Source organism: Streptomyces sp. CB02980, assembly GCF_014451325.2.
GTDB lineage: Bacteria > Actinomycetota > Actinomycetes > Streptomycetales > Streptomycetaceae > Streptomyces.
In genome coordinates this window covers 179,431-202,750 of record NZ_JACSCH020000006.1, presented here as the reverse complement: position 1 = coordinate 202,750, position 23,320 = coordinate 179,431, and the positions used below count along the sequence as shown (strand labels likewise).

Here is a 23,320-nt window from a genome sequence, read left to right as displayed (position 1 = left end):
GACCCGTATGGACCCCTCCGACCCCTCCCGCCCCTCCGGCCCCGCCGCCCCGGCCTCCCCGCCGCGCCGGCGCAACCAGGCCGCTCCTCCCCGTGAGGAGCTGCTCGCCGCCGCCATGGGGACCATCGCCGAGCGCGGGCTCGACGGGCTGACCATGGCCGGGCTCGGGCGACAGGTCGGGATGAGCAGTGGGCACCTGCTCTACTACTTCCGCACCAAGGACGAGCTGCTGCTGCAGACCCTGGAGTGGAGCGAGGGGCGCCTCGGCGCCGAGCGGAGCGCGCTGCTCTCCCGGCCGGGGACCGCGCGCGAGCGGCTCGACGGGTACGTCGACGTGTACGTGCCCGACGGGCCGCGCGATCCGCACTGGATCCTGTGGCTGGAGGTCTGGAACCGGTCCCAGAACGCCGACGCCGACGCCCGGATCCGCCAGGCCGCCATCGAGGGGGCCTGGCACCGGGACCTGGTCGCGATCCTGGCCGAGGGCGTCTCGCGCGGGGAGTTCCGGGCCGTCGACCCGGACCGCTTCGCGACCCGTACGAGGGCGCTCCTGGACGGCTTCAGCGTGCACGTCGCGGTGGGTGTGCCCGGCACCGGCCGCGAGCAAGTCCTGGCACACGTACGCGAGTTCATCGAGCAGGATCTGCTGGCGCGACCGTAGCCGGACGCGGACCGGCCCCGGTGCCGGTCCCGCGCCACGACCGCAACGTACGTAAGTACACGGGATCGTTGTCTGCTACACCCTTGTTGCCCCGGCGCCACCTCCGGCACGGTTCCGGTCCATGGGACGAGAGCACTGGAAGAAGATCTGGGTCGGCTCCGCCGGCAACATGGTCGAGTGGTTCGACTGGTTCGTGTACGCGAGCTTCGCCACCTACTTCGCGGGGGCCTTCTTCCCCGAGGGCAACGACACCGCCAAACTCATGAACACCGCCGGCATCTTCGCCGTCGGCTTCTTCATGCGGCCCGTCGGCGGCTGGCTCCTCGGCCGGGTCGGCGACCGCAAGGGCCGCAAGGCGGCCCTCACCCTCACCGTCACCCTGATGTCCGCCTCCGCGCTCCTCATCGCGGTCGCGCCCACCTACTCCGTCGCCGGATACGGCGGCGCCGCCGTCCTCCTGATCGCCCGCCTCCTCCAGGGGCTCTCCGTCGGCGGCGAGTACGCCGCAAGCGCCACCTACCTCACCGAGGCCTCGGCCCCGGAGCACCGCGGCTTCGCCTCCAGCTTCCAGTACGTGTCGATGACCGCGGGCCAGATCCTCGGCCTCGGCCTGCTGCTCGTCCTTCAGCACACCCTGTCCAGTGAGGCCCTGCACAGCTGGGGCTGGCGCATCCCGTTCGTCCTCGGCGCCCTCGGCGCGGCCGTCGTCTTCTACCTGCGCCGCACGATGCTGGAGACGGAGGTGTACGAGACCACCGCCGACGACGGGGTCGCGAGCGAGCAGAAGGGCACCCTCAAGGCCCTGTGGGCGCACCGGCGCGAGGCCTTCCTCGTCGTCGCGCTCACCATGGGCGGGACCGTGGCGTACTACACGTACACCACCTACCTCACCAAGTACCTCTCCAACTCCGCCGGCCTCTCCAAGCAGACCGCGACCCTGGTCTCCTTCTGCGCGCTCATCGTCTTCGCCTGCCTCCAGCCGCTGGCCGGCCGTCTCTCCGACCGCATCGGCCGCCGCCCGCTGCTCATCACCTTCGCGGTGGGCTCCACGCTCCTCACCGTGCCGATCCTGACGATGCTGAAGCACGCGGGCTCCTTCTGGCCGGCCCTCGGGCTCTCCCTGCTCGCGCTCGTCGTCATCACCGGCTACACCTCCATCAACGCCTGTGTGAAGGCCGAGCTCTTCCCCACCGGCATCCGCGCCCTCGGCGTCGCCCTGCCGTACGCCGTCGCCAACGCGCTCTTCGGCGGCACCGCCGAGTACGTGGCCCTCTGGTTCAAGGACGCGGGCATCGAGTCGGGCTTCTACTGGTACGTGGCGGGCTGTGCGGCCGTCTCCCTGGTCGTCTACCTCTCGATGCGGGAGACCAGGGACATCGACCTGGGCCGGGTCGGGACGGACGGCGCCGCGGTGCCCGGCCAGAAGCGCGGGCAGGCGGGAGGGTCTCCGGAGCGGCTGCCGGTGTCGTGAGGGCGGCGGACGGCGGGTCTCGCGGACGGCAGCCGGGTCCCGGACGGCAGCCGGTGTCGCGTGGGCCGGAGGGCCTCCCGAACGACTGCCCGTATCGTGAGACCCCCGTCCCGCCGGGCCGTCACCTGTGTCAGACTTCCGGCGTGCTAGCTACCACGATGATTATCGGCAGCAGCGCGCCGGTCCGCAGTGGCCACTGAATCGCGGCACGACCCCCGCGGCAGTGGACACCGTGCCTCAGACCCGCGCGCAGACCTCTCGCACCCGCGAGGGGTTTTTTCGTTTTCCGGCCCCACCCACGCCGGAAGCGGACGTCGCGTGAGAATGGGGGCAAGTGGATCCAGACCTTCCGGAGCCACATCCGACAGGAGCCATCACAGTCATGACCACGGAGAACGCCGAGAGCCAGCGCCTCGACGACAGCTTCCATGTCTTCGACACGACGCTGCGCGACGGGGCGCAGCGTGAAGGCATCAACCTCACCGTCGCGGACAAGCTGACCATCGCCCGGCACCTCGACGAGTTCGGCGTGGGCTTCATCGAGGGCGGCTGGCCCGGAGCCAACCCGCGTGACACGGAGTTCTTCGCCCGCGCCCGCCAGGAGATCGCGTTCAAGAACGCGCAGCTCGTCGCCTTCGGCGCCACCCGCAGACCGGGTGGCGACGCCGCCGTCGACCCGCAGGTCAAGGCCCTCCTCGACTCCGGCGCCCCGGTCGTCACGCTCGTCGCCAAGTCGCACGACCGGCACGTCGAGCTCGCGCTGCGCACCACCCTCGACGAGAACCTGGAGATGGTCCGCGACACCGTCTCCCACCTGGTCTCCCAGGGCCGCCGCGTCTTCGTCGACTGCGAGCACTTCTTCGACGGCTACAAGGCCAACCCCGACTACGCCAAGGCCGTCGTCCGCGCCGCGGACGAGGCCGGCGCCGATGTCGTCATCCTCTGTGACACCAACGGCGGCATGCTCCCCGCCCAGATCCAGGCCGTCGTCGCCACCGTCCTCGCCGACACCGGCGCCCGCCTCGGCATCCACGCCCAGGACGACACCGGCTGCGCCGTCGCCAACACGCTGGCCGCCGTCGACGCCGGCGCCACCCACGTCCAGTGCACCGCCAACGGCTACGGCGAGCGGGTCGGCAACGCCAACCTCTTCCCCGTCGTCGCGGCCCTGGAGCTCAAGTACGGCAAGAAGGTGCTGCCCGACGGCGCCCTCGCCGAGATGACCCGGATCTCGCATGCCATCGCCGAGGTCGTCAACCTCACCCCCTCCACCCACCAGCCGTACGTCGGCGTCTCCGCCTTCGCACACAAGGCCGGGCTCCACGCCTCCGCGATCAAGGTCGACCCCGACCTCTACCAGCACATCGACCCCGAGCTGGTCGGCAACACGATGCGGATGCTGGTCTCCGACATGGCCGGCCGGGCCTCCATCGAGCTCAAGGGCAAGGAGCTCGGCGTCGACCTGGGCGACGACCGCGCGCTGGTGGCCCGGGTCGTCGAGCGGGTCAAGGAGCGCGAGCTCCAGGGCTACACCTACGAGGCCGCCGATGCCTCCTTCGAGCTGCTCCTCCGGGAGGAGGCCGAGGGCCGGGCCCGCCGCTACTTCCGCACGGAGTCCTGGCGCGCGATCGTCGAGGACCGCCCCGACGGCACCCACGCCAACGAGGCCACCGTGAAGCTCTGGGCCAAGGGCGAGCGGATCGTCGCCACCGCCGAGGGCAACGGCCCCGTCAACGCCCTCGACCGCGCGATGCGCCTCGCCCTGGAGCGGATCTACCCGCAGCTCGCCAAGTTCGAGCTGGTCGACTACAAGGTCCGCATCCTGGAGGGCCGCCACGGCACCGAGTCCACCACCCGCGTCCTGATCACCACCAGCGACGGCAACGGCGAGTGGTCGACGGTCGGCGTCGGTGAGAACGTCATCGCCGCCTCCTGGCAGGCCCTGGAGGACGCCTTCACGTACGGAGTGCTGCGGGCCGGAATCGACCCCACCGAGTAGCCCTCTATGTCTTGTTTGTCGTGCTTCGGGTAGCGTCGAACCATGAGGACCAGGCCGCTCTCCGTACTGTCGGCCCTCGGCGGGCTGATACTGCTGCTGCTCCTGGCCCTGGCCCCCTCCGCGGGAGCCAGGGCCACGGGGATACCCGACGCGGCCGCCGCCCTGAAACAGGGCCCGGTCTACGTCGACCCGGGCGCCGCCGACCAGCTGTCGAAGTCCGAGGCGGACGCCCTCGCCCAGAAGATCAAGGACGCGGACAAGCCGCTGTTCGTGGCGGTCCTGCCCGCGAACGCGCAGTTCCCGCCCAAGGACCTCCTCGCGAACCTGCGGACCCAGACCGGAGTCACCGGCCTGTACGCGGTCCGCCTCGGTGACGGCTTCGACGCGGGCGCCGACCGCGCCGTCATGTCCGAACAGGCCGTACGGAACCTCGTCACCTCCGTACGCCAGCCGGGCGTCGACGCGGCCACCGAGCTCGACAACTTCGTCGACCAGGCCCTGCCCACCCTGCGCGGCTCCGCCCCGGCGAGCTGGGGCTCCGCCGGCACCGACGACGGCGTCCCCGTCGCCGGCCTCGTGACCCTCGGCGCCGTGGTCGCCGCCGGAGGCGCGGGCGCCTACGCGGTCGTCCGCCGCAACCGGCTCCGCAAGGAGGCCGAGGAGCGCGCCGCGCTCGACAAGCTCCGGGTCGTCGTCGACGAGGACATCACCGCCTTCGGCGAGGAACTCGAACGCCTGGACTTCCATCCCGCCGAAGCGGGCGCCGACGACGCCATGCGCGGCGACTACGAACGCTCCCTCGACTCGTACGACAAGGCGAAGTCCCTGATGGCCTCCGCCGCCCGGCCCCATGACGTCCGCCCGGTCACCGAGGCCCTGGAGGACGGCCGCTACTCCCTCGCCGTCCTGGCCGCCCGCCGCGAGTCCCGGCCGCTCCCCGAGCGCCGCGCCCCCTGCTTCTTCGACCCGCGCCACGGCCCCTCCACCGAGGACCGCACCTGGACCCCGACCGGCGGCACCGCCCGCCAGGTCCCGGTCTGCGCCGCCGACGCGTCCCGCCTCGACGACGGCCTGGACCCGATGGCCCGCACGGTCGACGCGGACGGCGTCCGCCGCCCGTACTGGGAGGCGGGCCCGGCCTACGGCCCCTGGGCCGGCGGCTACTTCGGCGGCGGCATCCTCCCCGGCCTCCTCCTGGGCACCGTCCTCGGCTCGATGCTCTCCACCCCGGCCTACGCGGCCGAGTACGGCGGCAACGACTTCGAGGGCGGCGACTTCTCCGGCGCCGACTTCAACTCCGGCGACTTCGGCGGCAGCGGCTTCGGCGACGGCGGCGGCTTCGGAGGCGGCGACTTCGGCGGGGGCGGCGGGTTCGACGGCGGGGGCGGGTTCTAGCCGGCCCCTCAGACCAGCGGCTTCACCGACATCAGCAGGTGGCGGTGGACCGGCTGCGGGCCGTCGGTGAGCAGGGCTCGTTGGCCCGGGCCCAGGAGGTGGAAGTGGACCTTCGGGGTGTCCAGGGTGGTCAGGGCGTCCAGAAGGTAGCCGGGGTTGAAGGCGACCGTGAGGGTGTCCGGGCCCGTGAAGGTGGCCGGGAGGCGCTGGGAGGCCACGTCGTCCTCATAGCCCGCCTGGAGGTGGATCGACGTGGGGCCGAAGGTGAGCTGGACCGGGCTGTCGCCCTCGGCGACGACCGCGACCCGCTTCACGGCCTCGGTCAGCGGGGCCCGGTCGGTGGCGGCCAGGGCGTGGTCGCCGAGGGCGAAGAGCTTGTCGTGGCGGGGGAGACGGCCGTCCAGGAGGCGGGTGGTGGTGCGCAGGCCGTCGCTCTCGAAGCCGATCGATCCGCTGTCCAGAGCGAGCCGGGCCGGGCCCGTGCCCGCCAGGGAGCGGGCGATCTCGGTGAGGCGCCGGGCCGGGACGACCACGTCGGCCGGTTCGCCGCCGTCCGCCTCCGGCTTCCACTCCAGGGTGCGGACCGCGTAGCGGTAGCGGTCGGTGGCCGCGAGCGTCATGGTCGTGCCGTCCAGGGCGAGCCGTATCCCGGTGAGGACCGGCAGCGAGTCGTCCCGGCCCGCCGCCACGGCGACCTGGCCGACCGCCGCGGCGAAGGCGTCCCCGTCCACCAGGCCGCGGACCTCGGGCAGTGCGGGCGGAGCCGGATAGTCGTCCAGGGGCAGCAGGGAGAGGCCGAAGCGGGCGTCGCCCGAGGTGACCGAGAGGCGGGCGCCCTCCACGGCGAGCTCCGTGAGGCCCCGGGGGAGCACCTTGCAGATGTCGAGCAGCCGCCGGCCCAGGACCAGGGCCCGGCCCTCGACGTCCGTGTCGGCCTCTACCTCGACCCGGGCCGAGGCCTCGTGGTCGAGACCGGAGACCCGCAGACGGCCGTCCGCCGCCTCCAGAAGCAGACCGCCGAGGACGGGCATGGGGGAGCGGGCCGGCAGGACGCGCGCGGCCCAGGCCACGGCATCGGTCAACACACCACTGTCGATACGGAATTCCATGCCGCCGACGCTAGACGCCACCACTGACAATGCCGTCGGCCCGCGTGTTCGGCCGCCCCCGGCGAGCTCGGGCCGGAGCCGGCCGCCGCCGTCGAGGGCGGCGGGACCGCGCGGCGATCCACCTGAGTTCGGCGAGGAGCACGGGAAGGGAATCGCTCCCTTGATCGTTGCAGTCACCGAACTAGTCGGAGACGTTCAGGGGGAGTAGCGCGATGAGCGACGGTCACGTCCAGGCACAGGTCCATGGCACGGTGGAGCCCGGATTCGAGTCCGTGCGGGAGGAGTTCGCCACCGTCGTGGCGAACGAGGCACGCGACGGCGGAGCCCAGCTCGCCGTCCATCACCACGGGCGGCTCGTCGTGGACCTCTGGGGCGGCGACGGGGTCGACGGGGACTCGCTCCTCGGCCTCTACTCCTCCTCCAAGGGTGCGATGGCCCTGGTCACCGCCCTGCTCGTCCAGGACGGTGTGCTCGATCTCGACCGCGAGGTCGCCTCCTGGTGGCCCGAGTTCGCCGCCGAGGGCAAGGGGAAGCTGACCCTGCGGCAGCTGCTCGCCCACCGGTCCGGCGTGATCGGCGCCGACGGCGGCCTCAGCCCCGACGAACTCGCCGACGACCGGGCCGTCGCCGCACGGCTCGCGGGCCAGCGCCCCTTCTGGGAGCCCGGCACCGCCCACGGCTACCACGCCCTCGTGATCGGCGCCCTCGTCGGCGAGGTCGTCGTGCGGGCCACCGGCCGGACGATCCAGGAGCTGTTCGAGGAGCGGGTCCGCGCCCCGTACGCCCTCGACTACTACCTGGGCCTGCCCGAGGAGCTGGAGCCCCGCTTCCGTACGGCCCTGCCGATGCGGCCGACACCCGCCGAGCAGGCCCTCCTCGCGGAGGACCCGATCGCCCCGGACAGCCTCATGGCCATCGCGTTCAACTTCCACGCGGACCCGCCGTTCGACATCGTCGGATACGCCAACTCCCGTACGGTACGGGCCCGGGCGCCGATCTCCGGCGGCGGCGTCGGCTCCGCGCGCGGCCTCTCCCGGATGTACGCGGCGGTCGCCGGCGAGCTCGACGGCCGCGCCCCGCTCCTGAAGCCGGACACCCTGGCCGAGGTCGCCCGGGTCCACTCCTCCGGCCAGGACCTGGTGACCGGTTCGACGAACGCCTTCGGCCTCGGCTTCGTCCCGCTGGCCACCCGCCACCCGGTGCTCAGCCCGGTCGCCGTCGGCCACAGCGGCGCCCCCGGCTCCCAGGCCTTCGCCGACCCGGCCACCGGCCTCGCCTACAGCTACGCCCGCCGCCGCTTCGCCTTCGCGGCGGGCCCCGGCGCCGCCGAGAACGACCGCCTGATCCCGGCGGTGGTCGCGGCGGCCGCGCTCCGGGACGAGATCTCCGGCGCGGCTGACGGAGACGTTTGACATGATCAGCCGATGCAGCGAGACGATCCCCTGGACGACGTGAAACGGCTCGGACGCGCGGCGGAGGCCGGCGACGCGGCGCTGGTCGCGGAACTCCTCGCCGCGGGCGTGGACCCCGACGCGCAGGAGCAGTACCGGCCCACGCCTCTGGACATCGCGGTCGACAAGGGGCACGCGGACGTGGTCGCCCTCCTCCTCGACGCGGGCGCCGACCCCCGCCAGTACACCGGGGAGTACGGGGAGCAGACGCCGCTCTGCCAGGCCGTGGCCTGGGGGTACACCGACATCGCGAGGCTCCTGCTCGCCGCCGGAGCACCCACGGGCATCCAGTCCCGGCACGGGCATCTGCTCCCCCTCGTCCTGGCGGCGACCTGCACCATGACCGACGACCGGGCGCCCCTCATCGACGTGCTCCTGGAGTACGGCGCGGACCTGGACGACCGGTCGATGAAGGGGGAGACCCCTCTCGAATGGGTGGCCGGCACACCCCACCCCGACACGGTCCGCCACCTGCTGGCCCGCGGCGCCACCCCCACCCCGCTTGCCGTCCACCGGGCTCGCGGCGGCGCGCTGAGGCTCCCGGAGCAGGCCGCCGCGTTCCAGGAGATCGAGGAGGCCGTCCTCCGCGCCGCGGGACGCTGACGGTCGCGCGACGCCGAGCGGCGCGCAACGCCGAGCGCCCGCCTTCCGCTGCTGCGGAGGGCGGGCGCGCTCGTGTGACGTCGGGGTCGGGCTCGGGGCCGGGGGCGGCCCGGGCTCAGGGCTGAGGCCCGGTGCTCAGGGTCAGGCGGCGTTCTTGATCGCGGAGATGTCGAAGTTCAGCTTGACCTTGTCGCTGACCATCACGCCGCCGGTCTCCAGGGCCGCGTTCCAGGTCAGGCCCCAGTCGGAGCGCAGGATCTCGGCGGAGCCCTCGAAGCCGACGCGCTCGTTGCCGTACACGTCCGTCGCGGAGCCGTTGAACTCCAGGTCGATCGCGAGCGGCTTCGTGACGTCCTTGATGGTCAGGTCGCCGGTGACCCGGTACTTGTCGCCGCCCAGCTGCTGGGCGTGCAGGGAGCGGAACGTCATGAGCGGGAACTGCTCGGCGTCGAAGAAGTCGCCGCTGCGCAGGTGGCCGTCGCGGTCCGCGATGCCGGTGTCGATCGAGGCGATCTTGACGTCGATCGAGGCGGTGGAGGCGTCCGGGTTCGCGCCGTCCAGCGTCAGGACGCCCTCGTGCTCGGCGAAGGTGCCGCGGACGTTGGTGACCATGGCGTGACGGACGGTGAAACCGATGCTGCTGTGCGCCGGGTCGATGGCGTAGTCGCCGGTCAGGGCGGTCAGGGCCGGGTCCACGGGGAGGGTGGCGACGGCGACGGCGGACTCGTTGCTCTTGCGGTTGAAGATACCCATGACTGACAGCTCCTTGATCGGGATGTGTGTCGACCGGTTCTTGTTGAACCTTCAACGAGAATGACTGTAGACGCATTCCGTTCAACTTTCAACATCTCTGGAAGATGTTCACCCGAACGGTGCCGCCAGGGTGCCGACGCCCTCTGGCGGACGCGCGTAGAACTGCGGCACCATCTCCCTGCGCGAAGAGCGCCAGAGCACCAGAGCACCACCTGCACAACCGTCCCCACCGTCACGGTCACCAGCAGGAGGCAACCCCATGAAGCTCCGCTCCGTCCTCACCGCCCTCGCCCTCGTCCTCGGCGCGCTCTTCGCGCCGGGCGTCGGCGTCCTCACCGCCGCGGGCGAGGCCCACGCCGTCACGAAGATCAGCCACGCCACCGCGACCTCGATGTTCCGGTCCTCCGGGATCACCTGGTCCTCGTCCGGCGGCTGCTCCAACCGCAACGTCGCCACGTGTACGTCCTTCGACCAGCTCAACCTGGCCACCGCCCAGGGCGCCCAGACCCTGAGGAGCGCCAGCGGCTGCGCCCTCAACATCACCGGCGGCACCGAGACCGGCCACGCGAGCGGCACGTACTCCCACTGGAACGGCTACAAGCTCGACTTCGGCAAGGCCACCTGCGTCACCAACTACGTGAAGAACACGTTCACGTACATCGGTGTACGCGGTGACGGCGCCCCGCAGTGGAAGTCCGGCGCGGGCAACGTCTACGCCGACGAGGGCAACCACTGGGACGTGACCTTCTACAACTGCGGCGGCTGCTGACCGGCGGTTCCGGTCCGAAAGAGCCCTCTTCGGCGGTCACTTGGACTAACCGAAGGGGGTTCTTGGACTGGAGGGGCCCGCGCGGCGCGATCTCGTTGACGGTGCCGCCGGGGCGGGGGCCAACTAGTGCGCATGTCCCTCCCCCCTTCGCGAAGAATCCGTGCGGCCTGTGCGCTCGCCGTCGCTTCCTCCGCCGTGTTCGCCCTGGCCGGGCCCGCCCTGGCCGAGGGAGCCACGGCCGGGGGCGCGGCAGCCGTCCCCGCGGCCACCGACACGGCGGCCACCGACACGGCGGGCGCCGACACCGCGGCCGCCGACGGCCCCGTCATCGCCTCCCGTCAGCTCTCCGTGGCCGTCGCCGAGGACTTCCCCCGCGTCCTCTCGTACACCGACCGCGCGAGCGGCGCCCGCCTCCTCGGCAGTACGGCCCCGGTCACGCAGATCGTCCTCAACGGCACCGCCCGTGCCGTCCGGGCCAAGGGCGCCCCCGTCCTGACCGGGTCCTCCGCCGCGTACACCCTCACCTTCCCCGACCTGCCGGGCGTCGAGATCGACGCGCGGCTGAGCGTCGACGGGCGGGCCACCGCGTTCCGCGTGACCGCCGTCCGCGACACCGAGGGCTTCCGGATCGGCACCCTCGACATACCCGGCCACGACCTGGTCTCCGTCGGTTCCTCGGACGCCGGCGCCGCGACCGCCTTCACCCGGCTCGACCCGGACTCCACCCGTACCGCCGATGTCTTCGCCCAGGTCACCGACGCGACCGCCGCCGAGGCCGACCCGGTGGGCGCGAGCTACGCGATCGTCAGCACCGGGCGGCTCGCCGCCGCCGTCGAGTCCAACTCCAGCTACGACAAGCCCACCGGCGCCTCCGCCCGTGACGGCGCCCGCTTCTGGCACCAGGCCCGCAGGCAGACCACCGCCGCCGGCACCGAGACCCGTGTCGGCGTCTGGTCCGGCCAGTGGACCTACCGCGGCGAAGGCGCCCCGAAGCCCGCGAGCGGCGACGGCCTGCCCTGGGCCAAGGTCGTCGTCACCCCCGACGCCAACGCCGACGGCACCACCGACTGGCAGGACGGCGCCGTCGCCTTCCGTACGATCGGGATCAAGGCCCCGGGCAGCGAGGACACCCCCGACCGGGTCGTCGCCCACATCCCGTTCAACTTCGCCTCGCAGGCCACCCACCCCTTCCTGCGCACCCTCGACGACGTCAAGCGGATCTCGCTCTCCACCGACGGACTCGGCCAGTTCGCGCTGCTCAAGGGGTACGGCTCCGAGGGCCACGACTCCGCCCACCCCGACTACGGCGGCAACTACAACAAGCGGGCCGGCGGCCTCACCGACCTCAACGTCCTCCTCAAGGAGGGCCGGAAGTGGGGCGCGGACTTCGGCGTCCACGTCAACGCCACCGAGTCGTACCCCGAGGCGAAGAACTTCAGCGAGACCCTCGTCGACAGGACGAAGCCCGGCTGGAACTGGCTCAACCAGAGCTACTACATCGACCAGCGCCGCGACATCAACAGCGGTGACCTCGCCCGCCGCTTCCAGCAGCTGCGCGACGAGACCGACCGCAACCTCTCCACCCTCTACATCGACGTCTACTACACCCACGGCTGGATCGCCGACGAGACGATGAGGGCCGTCCAGGCGCAGGGCTGGAACGTGGCCACCGAGTGGTCCGAGAAGTTCGAGCGGGCCACCCTCTGGTCCCACTGGGCCAACGACCTCGACTACGGCGGCGCCACCAACAAGGGCCTCAACTCGCAGATCGTGCGCTTCATCCGCAACGGCGAGAAGGACGTCTGGAACAACCACCCGGTCCTCGGCCAGACCGCCCTCGTCGACTTCGAGGGCTGGACCGGCGAGACCGACTGGAACGACTTCACCGCCAACATCTGGCAGCGGAACCTGCCCGCCAAGTACCTCCAGCAGCAGCGGATCACCCGCTGGGACGGCAACGACATCACCTTCACCGGCGGAGTCCGCGGCACCGTCGAGGACGGCCGCCGCACCTTCTACGAGGACGGCCGCAAGGTCCTCGACGGCGAGACCTACCTGCTGCCCTGGGACGGCGGAAAGAAGCTCTACCACTACAACAAGTCGGGCGGCACCACCAGTTGGTCCGTCCCGGCCGGCACCCGCTCCTACACGGTCTACAAGCTCACCGACAACGGGCGCGTGAAGACCGCCACCCTGCGGCCCACCGGCGGGAAGATCACCCTCGACGCCGTCGCCGGACAGCCCTACGTCCTCCACCCCGACCGCGCCCCCGCGCAGCCTGCCCCGAAGTGGGGCCAGGGCACCCCGGTGAAGGACCCCGGCTTCAACGACGCGAGGCTCGGAGCCTGGACCAGGACCGGCACCGTCGCCCGTGACACCGACGAGCAGGGCCGCAACAGCGCGAAGCTCTCCGGCACCGCCACCGCCTCGGTCGGCCAGCGGATCACCGGCCTCACCCCGGGCAAGCGGTACACCGCCTCCGCCCTGATCGAGGTCCAGCCCGGAGCCACCCGGCCCACCACCCTCTCCGCCGGCGGGCAGTCCGTGACCGTCGAGCGGTCCTCGCTCCAGGACCGGGTCGCCGCCTCCGACTGGAACGGCACCCGCTTCCAGCGCGCCAAGGTCACCTTCACCGCCCCGCGCCACGGCGGCACCGCACTGAGGATCCAGGCCGCGAGCGGCAGCGACGCCACCGTCCGGATCGACGACGTCCGGATCGTCGCCAACGCCCCCGCCACCAGGGCCGGGACCGTGGTGTACGAGGACTTCGAGGCCGTCGACCAGGGCTGGGGCCCCTTCCTCAAGGGTGACGCGGGCGGTACGACCGACCCGCGCACCCACATCGCCCAGCTCCACGCCCCCTACACCCAGGCCGGCTGGAACGGGAAGCTGATCGACGACGTCATCGGCGGCGCCGAGTCCCTCAAGTCCCACGACGAGAACAGCGGACTCGTCTACCGGACCGCGCCCTGGACGGTCCCCATGAAGGACGGCCGCACCTACCGCGTCGAGTACGACTACCGGTCGAGCCACGCGGGCGCGTACGAGTGGATCACCGGCTACGACCGGACGAACGGGACCTCCGTGGAGACCCGCCGCACCACGATCGGACAGCAGAGGGACAGCGGGCACTTCTCCGAGACCGTCACCGCCGGCTGCGGCGACACCTGGACCGGGCTGCGCAAGCGCGGTGACGCCCCGGACGGCGCCGACTTCGTCCTCGACGCCTTCACCGTCACCGACCTCGGCCCGGCGACCGAGCGCGCCGCCTGCGGCACGCTCACCGTCACCGCGCCCGAGACCCTGGAGCCCGGCCGCCCGAACCAGGTGACGGCCACCTTCGGCAACGACGAGGCCACCGACGTCTCCGGCGCCCGGGCCGAGCTCACCCTCCCGACGGGCTGGACCGCCGAACCGGCCGCGCCCGTCACCCTCGGCACCGTCGCACCGGGCGGGAAGGCCACCGCCACCTGGCAGGTGACGCCCCCGGTGGACGCGGCCTACCGGCCGTACAGCCTGGCCGCCTCCCTCACGTACGCCCTCGGGGAAGGGGAGCGGAAGCTCACCGCCGCCACCACCGTCCGTACGCTGCCCCCGCCGCCCACCGCCGACAGCTGGGCCAGCGACCTCGACTGGACCTCGGCCACCAACGGCTGGGGCCCCGTCGAGCGCGACCTCTCCAACGGTGAGACCGGCACCGGCGACGGCTCCCCGCTGCGGATCGGGGGAGTGACGTACGCCAAGGGCCTGGGCAGCCACGCACCGGCGAAGGTCCGCTACTACCTGGGCGGCCGCTGCACCTCGCTCACCGCCGAGGTCGGGGTGGACGACGTCCAGACCAGCCGGGGCACCGTCCAGTTCAGCGTCCTCGCCGACGGCGCCGAGCGGGTGAAATCCCCGGTCCTCAGGGCCACGGACGCCGCCTGGCCGCTCACCGCCGACGTGACCGGCGCCACCTGGGTCGATCTGGTGGTCTCCGACGGCGGCGACGGCAACGGAAACGACCACGCGGACTGGGGCGGCGCCCGCTTCCACTGCGGAGGCTGACCGCGGGGCGGGACACGGGCCCGCGACCCTTCGGGGTCGCGGGCCCTTCGCCGCCATGGGCTACCTTGTGGGCGAGTAGGGCAGACGAGGGGCCGGCGAGGGGCCGACGAATCCGGGCCCACCGAGGTCTATGTTGAACCCCTACAAACACGAGGGGTACCTGACTGTTGACTCGTGCTGAACAGTTCGTCGTTCTGTCCAGCCCCACCAGGAATCGACACGGGAGACTGTACGGAGTCGACGGCGGGGTTTTCTTGTCCGACTTCGTAGGGTCGGTACATGACCGTTGTGGACCAGATCCCGAGCGAGCCCGCTGACGCCCGTGGCCGAGTGGCCGAGCTGCACGTCCTGCGCGAGCAGGCCCTCCGCGGCCCGAGTGACCGCGCGACCGAGGCCCAGCACGCGAAGGGCAAGCTGACGGCGCGCGAACGCATCGAGCTGCTGCTCGATCCTGGTTCCTTCAGCGAGGTCGAGCAGCTCCGCCGGCACCGCGCCCAGGGCTTCGGCCTGGAGGCGAAGAAGCCGTACACCGACGGTGTGATCACCGGATGGGGCACGGTCGAGGGCCGGACGGTCTTCGTCTACGCGCACGACTTCCGGATCTTCGGCGGCGCGCTGGGCGAGGCCCACGCGACGAAGATCCACAAGATCATGGACATGGCCATCGCGGCCGGTGCCCCGCTGGTCTCCCTGAACGACGGCGCGGGCGCCCGTATCCAGGAGGGCGTCTCGGCGCTCGCCGGCTACGGCGGCATCTTCCAGCGCAACACCCGCGCGAGCGGTGTCATCCCGCAGATCTCGGTGATGCTCGGCCCGTGCGCCGGCGGCGCGGCCTACAGCCCGGCGCTGACGGACTTCGTCTTCATGGTCCGCGAGACCTCGCAGATGTTCATCACCGGACCGGACGTCGTGAAGGCGGTCACCGGCGAGGAGATCACCCAGAACGGCCTCGGCGGCGCCGATGTCCACGCGGGTGTCTCCGGTGTCTCCCACTTCGCGTACGACGACGAGGAGACCTGCATCGCGGAGGTCCGCTACCTCCTGTCGATGCTCCCGCAGAACAACCGCGAGAACCCGCCGACCGTCGCCTCCGAGGACCCGGCGGACCGCCGCTCCGAGGTCCTGCTCGACCTGGTCCCGGCCGACGGCAACCGTCCGTACGACATGCACAAGGTCATCGAGGAGCTCGTCGACGACGGCGACTACCTGGAGATCCACGAGCGCTGGGCCCGCAACATCATCTGCGCGCTCGCCCGCCTCGACGGCCAGGTCGTCGGCATCGTCGCCAACCAGCCGCAGACGCTGGCCGGTGTCCTCGACATCGAGGCCTCCGAGAAGGCCGCCCGCTTCGTGCAGATGTGCGACGCCTTCAACATTCCGATCATCACCCTTCTGGACGTACCCGGCTTCCTGCCGGGCGTCGATCAGGAGCACGGTGGAATCATCAGGCACGGCGCGAAGCTGCTGTACGCGTACTGCAACGCGACCGTGCCCCGGATCTCCCTGATCCTGCGCAAGGCCTACGGCGGCGCGTACATCGTCATGGACTCCCAGTCCATCGGCGCCGACCTGACGTACGCCTGGCCCACCAACGAAATCGCGGTCATGGGCGCCGAGGGCGCCGCCAACGTGATCTTCCGCAAGCAGATCGCGGAGGCCGAGGACCCCGAGGCCATGCGAGCCCGCATGGTCAAGGAGTACAAGGCCGAGCTGATGCACCCGTACTACGCGGCGGAGCGCGGCCTGGTCGACGACGTCATCGACCCCGCCGACACCCGACAGGTGCTCATCAGGTCCCTCGCGATGCTCCGCACCAAGCACGCCGACCTGCCGTCCCGCAAGCACGGCAACCCGCCTCAGTAAGAGGAGTCATCCACGTGACAACCCCTGCCAACCTTCTCCGTGTCGAGAAGGGCCACGCCGACCCCGAGGAGCTGGCGGCCATCACGGCCGTCCTGCTCGCCCGTGCCGCCGCCCGGTCCGACGAGGACACCGCCGCGGGCCACCGCGGCCGCACCACGGCCGGCTGGCGCCGCCTGGAGCGCGAGCACGGCTTCCGCGCGCCGCACAGCTGGCGCTGAGCGACCGAGGAGGGCCGGAACCCGGTATCACCGGGTTCCGGCCCTCTTTCGTGCGTTCAGGCCCTCACGCACCGTTCTGGGGCCCTGACGCGCCGTACAGGGCCTTGGCGGGTACGCCGCAGAGGACCCTGGCACACGCCGAAGGCCGCGTCCCCGACGGGGAACGCGGCCTTTCGGTACGGGGCGCCGGGGGACAGCTACCGCAGGCGGGCCATGAGGGCGTGCTCGACAAGCGTGATGAGCGCGCTCTTGGCGTCGGCGCGGTGCCGGGCGTCGGTGGTGATGATGGGGGTGTCCGGACCGATCTGGAGGGCCTCGCGGACCTCCTCGGGCTGGTAGGGCTGGCTGCCGTCGAAGCCGTTGAGGGCGATGACGAACGGCAGGCCGCTGTTCTCGAAGTAGTCGACCGCGGGGAAGCAGTCGGCGAGACGGCGGGTGTCGACCAGGACGACGGCGCCGATGGCGCCGCGGACCAGGTCGTCCCACATGAACCAGAAGCGGTCCTGACCGGGGGTACCGAAGAGGTACAGGATCAGGTCCTGGTCCAGGGTGATGCGGCCGAAGTCCATGGCGACGGTCGTCGTCGTCTTGTCGCCGGTGTGGGTGAGGTCGTCGATGCCCGCGGAGGCGGACGTCATGACGGCTTCGGTACGCAGCGGGTTGATCTCCGAGACGGCGCCGACGAACGTGGTCTTGCCCACGCCGAAGCCGCCCGCCACCACGATCTTCGCGCTGGTGGTTGAGCGGGCTGCACCGCCGCTAGAGCTTGCGAAGTCCACTGAGCACCCTTTCGAGCAGTGTCACGGCTGGCTGGCCGCCGGCGGACTCGTCGCCGCCGGGTTGGTGAATGGCGACAAGTCCGGCCTCCGCCAGGTCGGCGACGAGGATCCGGGCGACGCCGAGGGGGATGGAGAGGAGGGCCGAGATCTCGGCGACCGACTTGATCTCGATGCACAGCCGGCAGATCCGCTGGTGCTCGGGCAACTGCCCCTGCAGCCGCGAGGGATCGGCCGTCGTGCTGACCAGCGCCTCGATGGCGAGCTGGTAGCGCGGCCGGGTCCGGCCGCCGGTCATCGCGTAGGGACGCACCAGCGGGTTGTGCACGCCGCCCGAGCTGCTGGAGCCTGCGGCGGACGGAGCACGTGAGGAGCCCTGCGCACCCGCGGGCTGGTTGTGAGGCTGCCGATAGGGCTGCGACGCGCCCTGTCTGCTCGGGGCGGAGGGAAAGTTGAACCGGTTCTGCGCGGTGTCGCCGAGCGGCGCCTGGTGCGCGTCATAACCGTTGTAAGGGCTTGAGCCCGGTGGTGTTCCCACGTCTCCTCCTCCGACTGCCTCGCGGTCCATGTCCCTTGAACCGCGCCACCGCACCTTACGGGGCGGTGGCGCGAAACGCACTGTCTGTCTGTTAGTTGAGAAGACTTCCCTGAAGCTCCGCCCGGAGGTCAGGAGTCAGTACGGTGCCCGCGCGGTCGACGAGCAGTGCCATCTCGTAGCCCACGAGACCGATGTCGGCCTCGGGGTGGGCGAGCACGGCCAGCGAGGAGCCGTCCGAGATCGACATGATGAAGAGGAAGCCGCGCTCCATCTCCACCACGGTCTGATTGACCGCACCACCCTCGAAGATCCGGGACGCGCCCGCGGTCAGCGAGGTCAGTCCGGAGGCGACGGCCGCCAGCTGGTCGGCGCGGTCCCGGGGGAAACCCTCGGACATCGCCAGCAGGAGTCCGTCGGCGGAGACCACCACCGTGTGGGACACCCCGGGGGTGTTGTCCACGAAGTTGGTGATCAACCAGTTCAGATTCTGCGCCGCCTGGCTCATGCTCACACTAACGCTCCTGGTTGTAGGTACTGCCCGGGCCGAGGCCCGATCCGTTCGTGTCCGTTCCCGCGCTGCGTCCCTGCTGGACGCCGCGGCGCAGGTTGCTCAACCTGCCCCGTACGTCCTCGGGTGCGCGGGAGACCTGGGGGCCGCCCTGCGGGGTCTGCTCAGCCGTGCCCTCGACCAGGTTGGCCTTCGGGACCCGGCGGGGAAGACCGGACGAGGTGACCCCGCCCGCCTTCGGGTCCTTCAGCTTCCCGGCCCGCTGCCAGCGCTCGTCGTTGGCCGAGCGCCAGTCGTCGGTGGGGGCGGCGTCGTTCTGCTGCTGCTCCTGCGCCGGCTGCGCGGGCTTCGCCTGCTGCGGTGCCTGCTGCTGCGGCGCCTGCTGGGTCGGCGAGGCGACGCTGCCGCGGCGCGGCAGTCCGGCGTCGGTCAGCGCGTGACCGGCGTCCGGGGCGGCACTCGGGGTCGGACCCGGACGGTCGAAGCCTACGCGGTCGGGGGCCTGTTCGGGAGCGCTCGGAGCAGATTCCGATTCCGCTCCGAACGGCTGCTGGTAGCCGCCCTGGTACGCGCCCTGATCCTGCCAGTCTCCCTGGTGGGACTGGGTATCGAACGCATTGCCGTACTGCTGGTGTTCGGTTCCCGGCGTCTCGTACGAAGCTTCCGCATAGCCCTGCTGCGGGTAGGCCTCGTAGCCCTGCTGCGGGTACGCGTAGCCGTCCTGCTGCTGCGGGAACCCGGCCGCGTACTCCTGGCCGTACCCCTGCGACTGCTGCTGCCCGTACTCCTGCGCCGGGGCGTACTGCTCGGCCGGGTACTCCTGGCCCTGCTGCTGCCCGTACTCCTGACCCTGCCCGTACTCCTGGCCCTGCTGCGCGTACTCGTCCGGCTGCTCCGCCTCGTCACGGAAGAGCGGCCGGTCGCCACCCTGCGTCTGGGCCTCCAGGGCGGCACGCCGCCCCTCGCGCTTCAGCGAGCGGTTGACCGGGTCGAGCTGACGCTCCTCCTCGGCCGGCTGCTCGTAGCGGGAGTCGTCGAAACCGAGGTCGGCGGCGGTCAGCATCGGCTGCTGCTGCGGCGGGGCGCTCTCGAAGGCGCTCGGCTGATGCTGCTGCGGAATGATCTGCGAGACCGTGAAGTCGTCCTGGAGCGGCTGCTCGCCACCGCCACCGTGCGTGATCGCGTCGGGCAGCATGACCAGCGAGGTCGTACCGGCCTGCTCGCCCGAGGGGCGCAGCTGGACCCGGATGCCGTGGCGGTCGGCGAGCCGGCCGACCACGAAGAGGCCCATGCGCTGCGAGACGGCCGCGTCCACGGTCGGCGGGTTGGCCAGCTTGTGGTTGATGTCCGCGAAGTCCTCGGCGGTGAGGCCGATGCCCTTGTCGTGGATCTCGACCATCACACGGCCGTCGGGGAGACGGGTCGCGGTGACGCGGACCTTGGTCTGCGGGGAGGAGAACGTGGTGGCGTTCTCCAGGAGCTCGGCGAGCAGGTGCACGAGGTCGGTCACGGCCTGGCCGTGGATCTCGGCCTCCGGCACGCCCGCCAGCTCGATGCGCTCGTACTGCTCCACCTCGGAGGAGGCGGCACGCATGACGTCGACCAGCGGGACCGGCTGGTCCCAGCGGCGGCCCGGCTCCTCGCCGGCGAGGACGAGGAGGTTCTCGCCGTTGCGGCGCATACGGGTCGCCAGGTGGTCCAGGCGGAAGAGGTTCTCCAGCTGGTCCGGGTCGGCCTCGTTGTTCTCCAGGTCGGTGATGAGGGTCAGCTGGCCCTCGATCAGCGACTGGTTGCGGCGCGAGAGGTTGGTGAAGATCGCGTTGACGTTGCCCCGGAGCATGGCCTGCTCGGCGGCGAGCCGGACGGCCTCGCGGTGGACCTGGTCGAAGGCGCGGGCGACCTCGCCGATCTCGTCCTGCGTGTCGATCGGGATCGGCTGCACGCGGGTGTCGACGCGGCCGGGCTCGGTACGGGACAGCTGGTCGACCAGCATCGGCAGACGCTGCTCGGCGATGCCGAAGGCGGCGGTCCGCAGCTGCTGCATCGCGCGGCTCATCTGGCGGGCCATCATCCCGGCGAGGATGAAGGCGGCGAGCAGGGCGATGACGACGATGCCACCGTTGACCCAGGCGTCCGTCTTGGCCTCGTCGGAGATCTTGATCGCCTCGGCCACGGCCTTGTCGACCAGGGCCTTCTCGACCTCGGAGTAGCCCTCGAACTTGGCGGTGGCGATCGCCACCCAGGTCTCGGCCGTGATGCCCTTGGCCTTGAGCGACGCGAGGCCCTCGGGGTCCTTCGCGGTGCCGATCGCGGTGGCCGCGCCCGAGTAGACGGAGCCGTCCTTGCCCTTGGGCAGGTCGAGGCCGGCGGCCTGCATCTGCTTGGCGCCCTCGGCGGCCTTGCCCGCCATGACCTTCTTCAGCATCTCGACGTCCTCGGGCATACCACCGGAGGAGAACTCGCCGAGGGCGATCTGCTCCAGGTAGTTGTACGAGTTGAACGCCACGGACTGCTGGGCGAAGACGGCTTCGGTGCGGCTGGGCCGGACCAGGAGCTGGGTGCCTATGGAGCGCTGGAGGGACTCGGCGCCCTTGGCCAGCTGGATGGCGTAGACGCTGCGGCCGTAGGCCGTGACGTTGCCGGTGCCGAGGCCGAGCTCGTTGGAGAACTCGGTGAGGTAGTGCTGGACGCCGGTGTACTGGAGCTGGGTGTTCACCGGGTCGAGGGAGCGGGTGTACGCGGCCTTGCGCAGCGCCTCGAGCTTCGGCTCCTCCTCCCGGAAGAGGTTCAGCCGGCGCTCCAGACCCTGGCCCGAGGGCAGGTCCTGGGCTGCCTCGTCGAACTTCACCTTGGCGGCGTCGGTCGCGGCGTACGCCCTCGTGACCTCGTCGCTCTTGCGGTCCTCGGCGGTCTTCGCCGCCAGCAGGGGGCCCGCGGTGAGGTCGCGCTCGTTGAGCAGGGCGGTGCTGTACTCAGAGGCGGCGCGCACGATGAGCGCCGTCTTCTCGGCGTCCTGCGCCTCCTGCCAGGTGTCGATCGACCCCTTGACCTGGAAGCCGCCCATGACGAGGCCGACCAGCACGGGTACGCAGAGGATCGCGTTCAGCCTGGTGGGCACCCGCCAGTTGCGGGGCGAGAGCTTGCTGGAGCTGCCCGGGGAGGCGGCCACGGAGGGCTGCGTCACGGGCACGTCCGCGGGCGACATCGCCGTGCGCGACGGCGGGGTGAAGTTGCCCCGTGTCTCCTGCTCCGCGGAGCTTTCCTTGCTGCGCCTCACTCGACCAACAACCTCTCGGCGTCGGCACCTACGTTGTGCCGGTGTTTCGTTCAGGGCCGTACTACTCGGGAGTTCATGAATTGCAGCACGTGAAGGGGGTCGGTTCCAAACAGTGGGATGCGGCCGGTTTCACGGGCCTACGCCTCGTATAAAACGGGCATAAAGAGCGAGCCCCGCCAAAAGACGGGGCTCAGGTGAGCGCAGCGACACCGATCGGATGCGTCGGGTGTCCGAGGCGCCCCAATTCTCTGTCGAAATGTTATGAACGCGCGGGCGGTCGTGTCGAACGACACAGACCGCCCCCCGCGTGGCACAGGACGACCGTCCCGGTCGTCCGACTACTTGAGACGGGCCATGAGGGCGTGCTCGACAAGGGTGATGAGCGCGCTCTTGGCGTCGGCGCGGTGCCGGGCGTCGGTGGTGATGATGGGGGTGCCGGGGCCGATCTGGAGGGCCTCGCGGACCTCCTCGGGCTGGTAGGGCTGGCTGCCGTCGAAGCCGTTGAGGGCGATGACGAACGGCAGGCCGCTGTTCTCGAAGTAGTCGACCGCGGGGAAGCAGTCGGCGAGACGGCGGGTGTCGACGAGCACCACGGCGCCGATGGCGCCGCGGACCAGGTCGTCCCACATGAACCAGAAGCGGTCCTGGCCCGGCGTACCGAAGAGGTACAGGATCAGGTCCTGGTCCAGGGTGATGCGGCCGAAGTCCATGGCGACGGTCGTCGTCGTCTTGCCACCGGTGTGCGTGAGGTCGTCGATGCCCGCGGAGGCGGACGTCATGACGGCCTCGGTACGCAGCGGGTTGATCTCGGACACGGCGCCGACGAACGTGGTCTTGCCCACGCCGAAGCCGCCCGCCACCACGATCTTCGCGCTGGTGGTCGAACGGGCCGCACCGCCGCTAGAGCTTGCGAAGTCCACTGAGCACCCTTTCGAGCAGAGTCACGTCCGGCGTGCCGCCGGTCTCTCCGTTGCCCGGCTGGTGGATCGCCACCATGCCGGCCTCCGCCAGGTCGGCGACGAGGATGCGGGCGACACCGAGGGGCATCGACAGCAGTGCCGACACCTCGGCCACCGACTTGACCTCACGGCACAGGTGGCAGATCCGCTGGTGTTCCGGGAGGAGCGTGGCGAGGTGCGCCGGGTCGGCCGTGGTGCTGACCAGTGCCTCGATGGCGAGCTGGTAGCGCGGCCGGGTCCGGCCGCCGGTCATCGCGTACGGACGCACCAGCGGCTGGTCGCCCTCATGTCCGTACTCGTCGACTGAGGCGCCGTACGGATCGTGAGAGGCGGGGGGCGGGGTCATGAATCCTCCGGGCGTGACGGCAAACCTTCTGCCGTCTGATGGGGCCGGTGGGGGGCCGGGTGGGGCGGCCGGACGGATAACGGTGCCAGGGCGGTACGGAGGGGCGTACCGCCCTGTCGATCGGTCGTGCGGTGAGGTTCTGTCCGGAAAGCGAACCGGCTAGTGGAGCAGGCTTCCCTGGAGCTCCGCACGGAGATCCGGGGTGAGGACACTGCCGGCCCGGTCGACCAGCAGCGTCATCTCGTAGCCGACGAGGCCGATGTCGCACTCGGGGTGCGCGAGCACGGCCAGCGAGGAACCGTCGGAGACCGACATGAGGAAGAGGAAGCCGCGCTCCATCTCCACCACGGTCTGCGCGACGGGGCCCCCCTCGAAGATCCGGGACGCACCCGCGGTCAGCGAGGTCAGTCCGGACGCGACCGCCGCCAGCTGGTCGGCACGGTCGCGGGGGAATCCTTCGGACATGGCCAGCAGGAGTCCGTCGGCGGAGACCACCACCGTGTGGGACACCCCAGGGGTGTTGTCCACGAAGTTGGTGATCAACCAGTTCAGATTCTGCGCCGCCTGGCTCATCGCG

Annotated in this window: 19 protein-coding genes; 10 read left to right on the top strand and 9 right to left on the bottom strand. The window is 71.2% G+C overall.

What is annotated here, in order from left to right; genetic code table 11:
• The first annotated feature begins 115 nt into the window (after positions 1-115).
• From E0F75_RS15400 to E0F75_RS15385, 4 genes are all read left to right on the top strand, one after another.
• On the top strand, positions 116-661 hold the full coding sequence (locus E0F75_RS15400; protein ID WP_229312696.1) for a TetR/AcrR family transcriptional regulator: 546 nt from the start codon (positions 116-118) through the stop codon (positions 659-661).
• A gap of 121 nt (positions 662-782) precedes the next feature.
• The gene (locus E0F75_RS15395) at positions 783-2,132 is read left to right on the top strand and encodes an MFS transporter (protein ID WP_187623086.1); all 1,350 of its coding nucleotides are present in this window, start codon (positions 783-785) and stop codon (positions 2,130-2,132) included.
• A gap of 382 nt (positions 2,133-2,514) precedes the next feature.
• Entirely contained in the window at positions 2,515-4,131 is a 1,617-nt protein-coding gene (gene cimA, locus E0F75_RS15390; RefSeq protein ID WP_187623085.1) for a citramalate synthase, read from the top strand.
• 42 nt (positions 4,132-4,173) lie between these two features.
• A complete protein-coding gene (locus E0F75_RS15385) occupies positions 4,174-5,526 on the top strand; it encodes a hypothetical protein (RefSeq protein ID WP_187623084.1) in 1,353 nt (450 codons plus the stop codon).
• An 8-nt stretch (positions 5,527-5,534) separates the two neighbouring features.
• On the opposite strand, the gene dnaN is transcribed toward E0F75_RS15385, so the two are convergent.
• Complete coding sequence (dnaN, locus tag E0F75_RS15380; protein ID WP_187623083.1) at positions 5,535-6,635, bottom strand: DNA polymerase III subunit beta; 1,101 nt, start codon at positions 6,633-6,635, stop codon at positions 5,535-5,537.
• Positions 6,636-6,847: 212 nt separating this feature from the next.
• Here dnaN and E0F75_RS15375 point away from each other — a divergent pair, with 212 nt between their 5' ends.
• Together E0F75_RS15375 and E0F75_RS15370 are read left to right on the top strand one after the other, a co-directional pair.
• Positions 6,848-8,047 carry a serine hydrolase domain-containing protein gene (locus tag E0F75_RS15375; RefSeq protein ID WP_187623082.1) on the top strand — a complete coding sequence of 400 codons (1,200 nt, stop codon included), beginning with the start codon at positions 6,848-6,850 and terminating at the stop codon, positions 8,045-8,047.
• A gap of 12 nt (positions 8,048-8,059) precedes the next feature.
• Complete coding sequence (locus E0F75_RS15370; RefSeq protein ID WP_187623081.1) at positions 8,060-8,689, top strand: ankyrin repeat domain-containing protein; 630 nt, start codon at positions 8,060-8,062, stop codon at positions 8,687-8,689.
• Positions 8,690-8,830: 141 nt separating this feature from the next.
• On the opposite strand, the gene E0F75_RS15365 is transcribed toward E0F75_RS15370, so the two are convergent.
• Entirely contained in the window at positions 8,831-9,442 is a 612-nt protein-coding gene (locus tag E0F75_RS15365) for a YceI family protein (RefSeq protein ID WP_187623080.1), read from the bottom strand.
• A 259-nt stretch (positions 9,443-9,701) separates the two neighbouring features.
• Between E0F75_RS15365 and E0F75_RS15360 the strand changes: the two genes are divergently transcribed.
• The 4 genes from E0F75_RS15360 (at position 9,702) to E0F75_RS15345 (ending at position 16,339) form a co-directional block, all read left to right on the top strand.
• Positions 9,702-10,211 (top strand): hypothetical protein, encoded by a 510-nt coding sequence (locus E0F75_RS15360; RefSeq protein ID WP_187623079.1) that lies wholly within the window; start codon positions 9,702-9,704, stop codon positions 10,209-10,211.
• A 132-nt stretch (positions 10,212-10,343) separates the two neighbouring features.
• Positions 10,344-14,258, top strand: a complete 3,915-nt coding sequence (locus E0F75_RS15355) for an endo-alpha-N-acetylgalactosaminidase family protein (protein WP_187623078.1) — start codon at positions 10,344-10,346, stop codon at positions 14,256-14,258.
• A gap of 279 nt (positions 14,259-14,537) precedes the next feature.
• Positions 14,538-16,121: an acyl-CoA carboxylase subunit beta gene (locus E0F75_RS15350; protein ID WP_078944794.1), complete on the top strand. Its 1,584-nt coding sequence runs from the start codon at positions 14,538-14,540 to the stop codon at positions 16,119-16,121.
• A gap of 14 nt (positions 16,122-16,135) precedes the next feature.
• A complete protein-coding gene (locus tag E0F75_RS15345) occupies positions 16,136-16,339 on the top strand; it encodes an acyl-CoA carboxylase subunit epsilon (RefSeq protein WP_030320260.1) in 204 nt (67 codons plus the stop codon).
• A gap of 197 nt (positions 16,340-16,536) precedes the next feature.
• On the opposite strand, the gene E0F75_RS15340 is transcribed toward E0F75_RS15345, so the two are convergent.
• The 7 genes from E0F75_RS15340 to E0F75_RS15310 all read right to left on the bottom strand — a co-directional run bounded on the left by E0F75_RS15340 (position 16,537) and on the right by E0F75_RS15310 (position 23,316).
• The gene (locus E0F75_RS15340) at positions 16,537-17,118 is read right to left on the bottom strand and encodes an ATP/GTP-binding protein (RefSeq protein ID WP_187623077.1); all 582 of its coding nucleotides are present in this window, start codon (positions 17,116-17,118) and stop codon (positions 16,537-16,539) included.
• The gene (locus tag E0F75_RS15335) at positions 17,099-17,653 is read right to left on the bottom strand and encodes a DUF742 domain-containing protein (protein ID WP_187623076.1); all 555 of its coding nucleotides are present in this window, start codon (positions 17,651-17,653) and stop codon (positions 17,099-17,101) included. Before E0F75_RS15335 ends, E0F75_RS15340 begins: the two co-directional genes overlap by 20 nt.
• 91 nt (positions 17,654-17,744) lie before the next feature.
• Positions 17,745-18,158, bottom strand: coding sequence for a roadblock/LC7 domain-containing protein (locus tag E0F75_RS15330; RefSeq protein ID WP_026057603.1), 414 nt, complete (start codon positions 18,156-18,158; stop codon positions 17,745-17,747).
• A gap of 7 nt (positions 18,159-18,165) precedes the next feature.
• A complete protein-coding gene (locus E0F75_RS15325) occupies positions 18,166-21,438 on the bottom strand; it encodes a nitrate- and nitrite sensing domain-containing protein (protein WP_187623075.1) in 3,273 nt (1,090 codons plus the stop codon).
• 338 nt (positions 21,439-21,776) lie between these two features.
• Positions 21,777-22,358: an ATP/GTP-binding protein gene (locus tag E0F75_RS15320; protein ID WP_055602619.1), complete on the bottom strand. Its 582-nt coding sequence runs from the start codon at positions 22,356-22,358 to the stop codon at positions 21,777-21,779.
• Positions 22,339-22,743, bottom strand: a complete 405-nt coding sequence (locus E0F75_RS15315; RefSeq protein WP_017235980.1) for a DUF742 domain-containing protein — start codon at positions 22,741-22,743, stop codon at positions 22,339-22,341. The genes E0F75_RS15320 and E0F75_RS15315 overlap by 20 nt, the downstream gene beginning before the upstream one ends.
• 159 nt (positions 22,744-22,902) lie before the next feature.
• A complete protein-coding gene (locus tag E0F75_RS15310; RefSeq protein WP_030325548.1) occupies positions 22,903-23,316 on the bottom strand; it encodes a roadblock/LC7 domain-containing protein in 414 nt (137 codons plus the stop codon).
• Between the last annotated feature and the right edge of the window lie 4 nt (positions 23,317-23,320).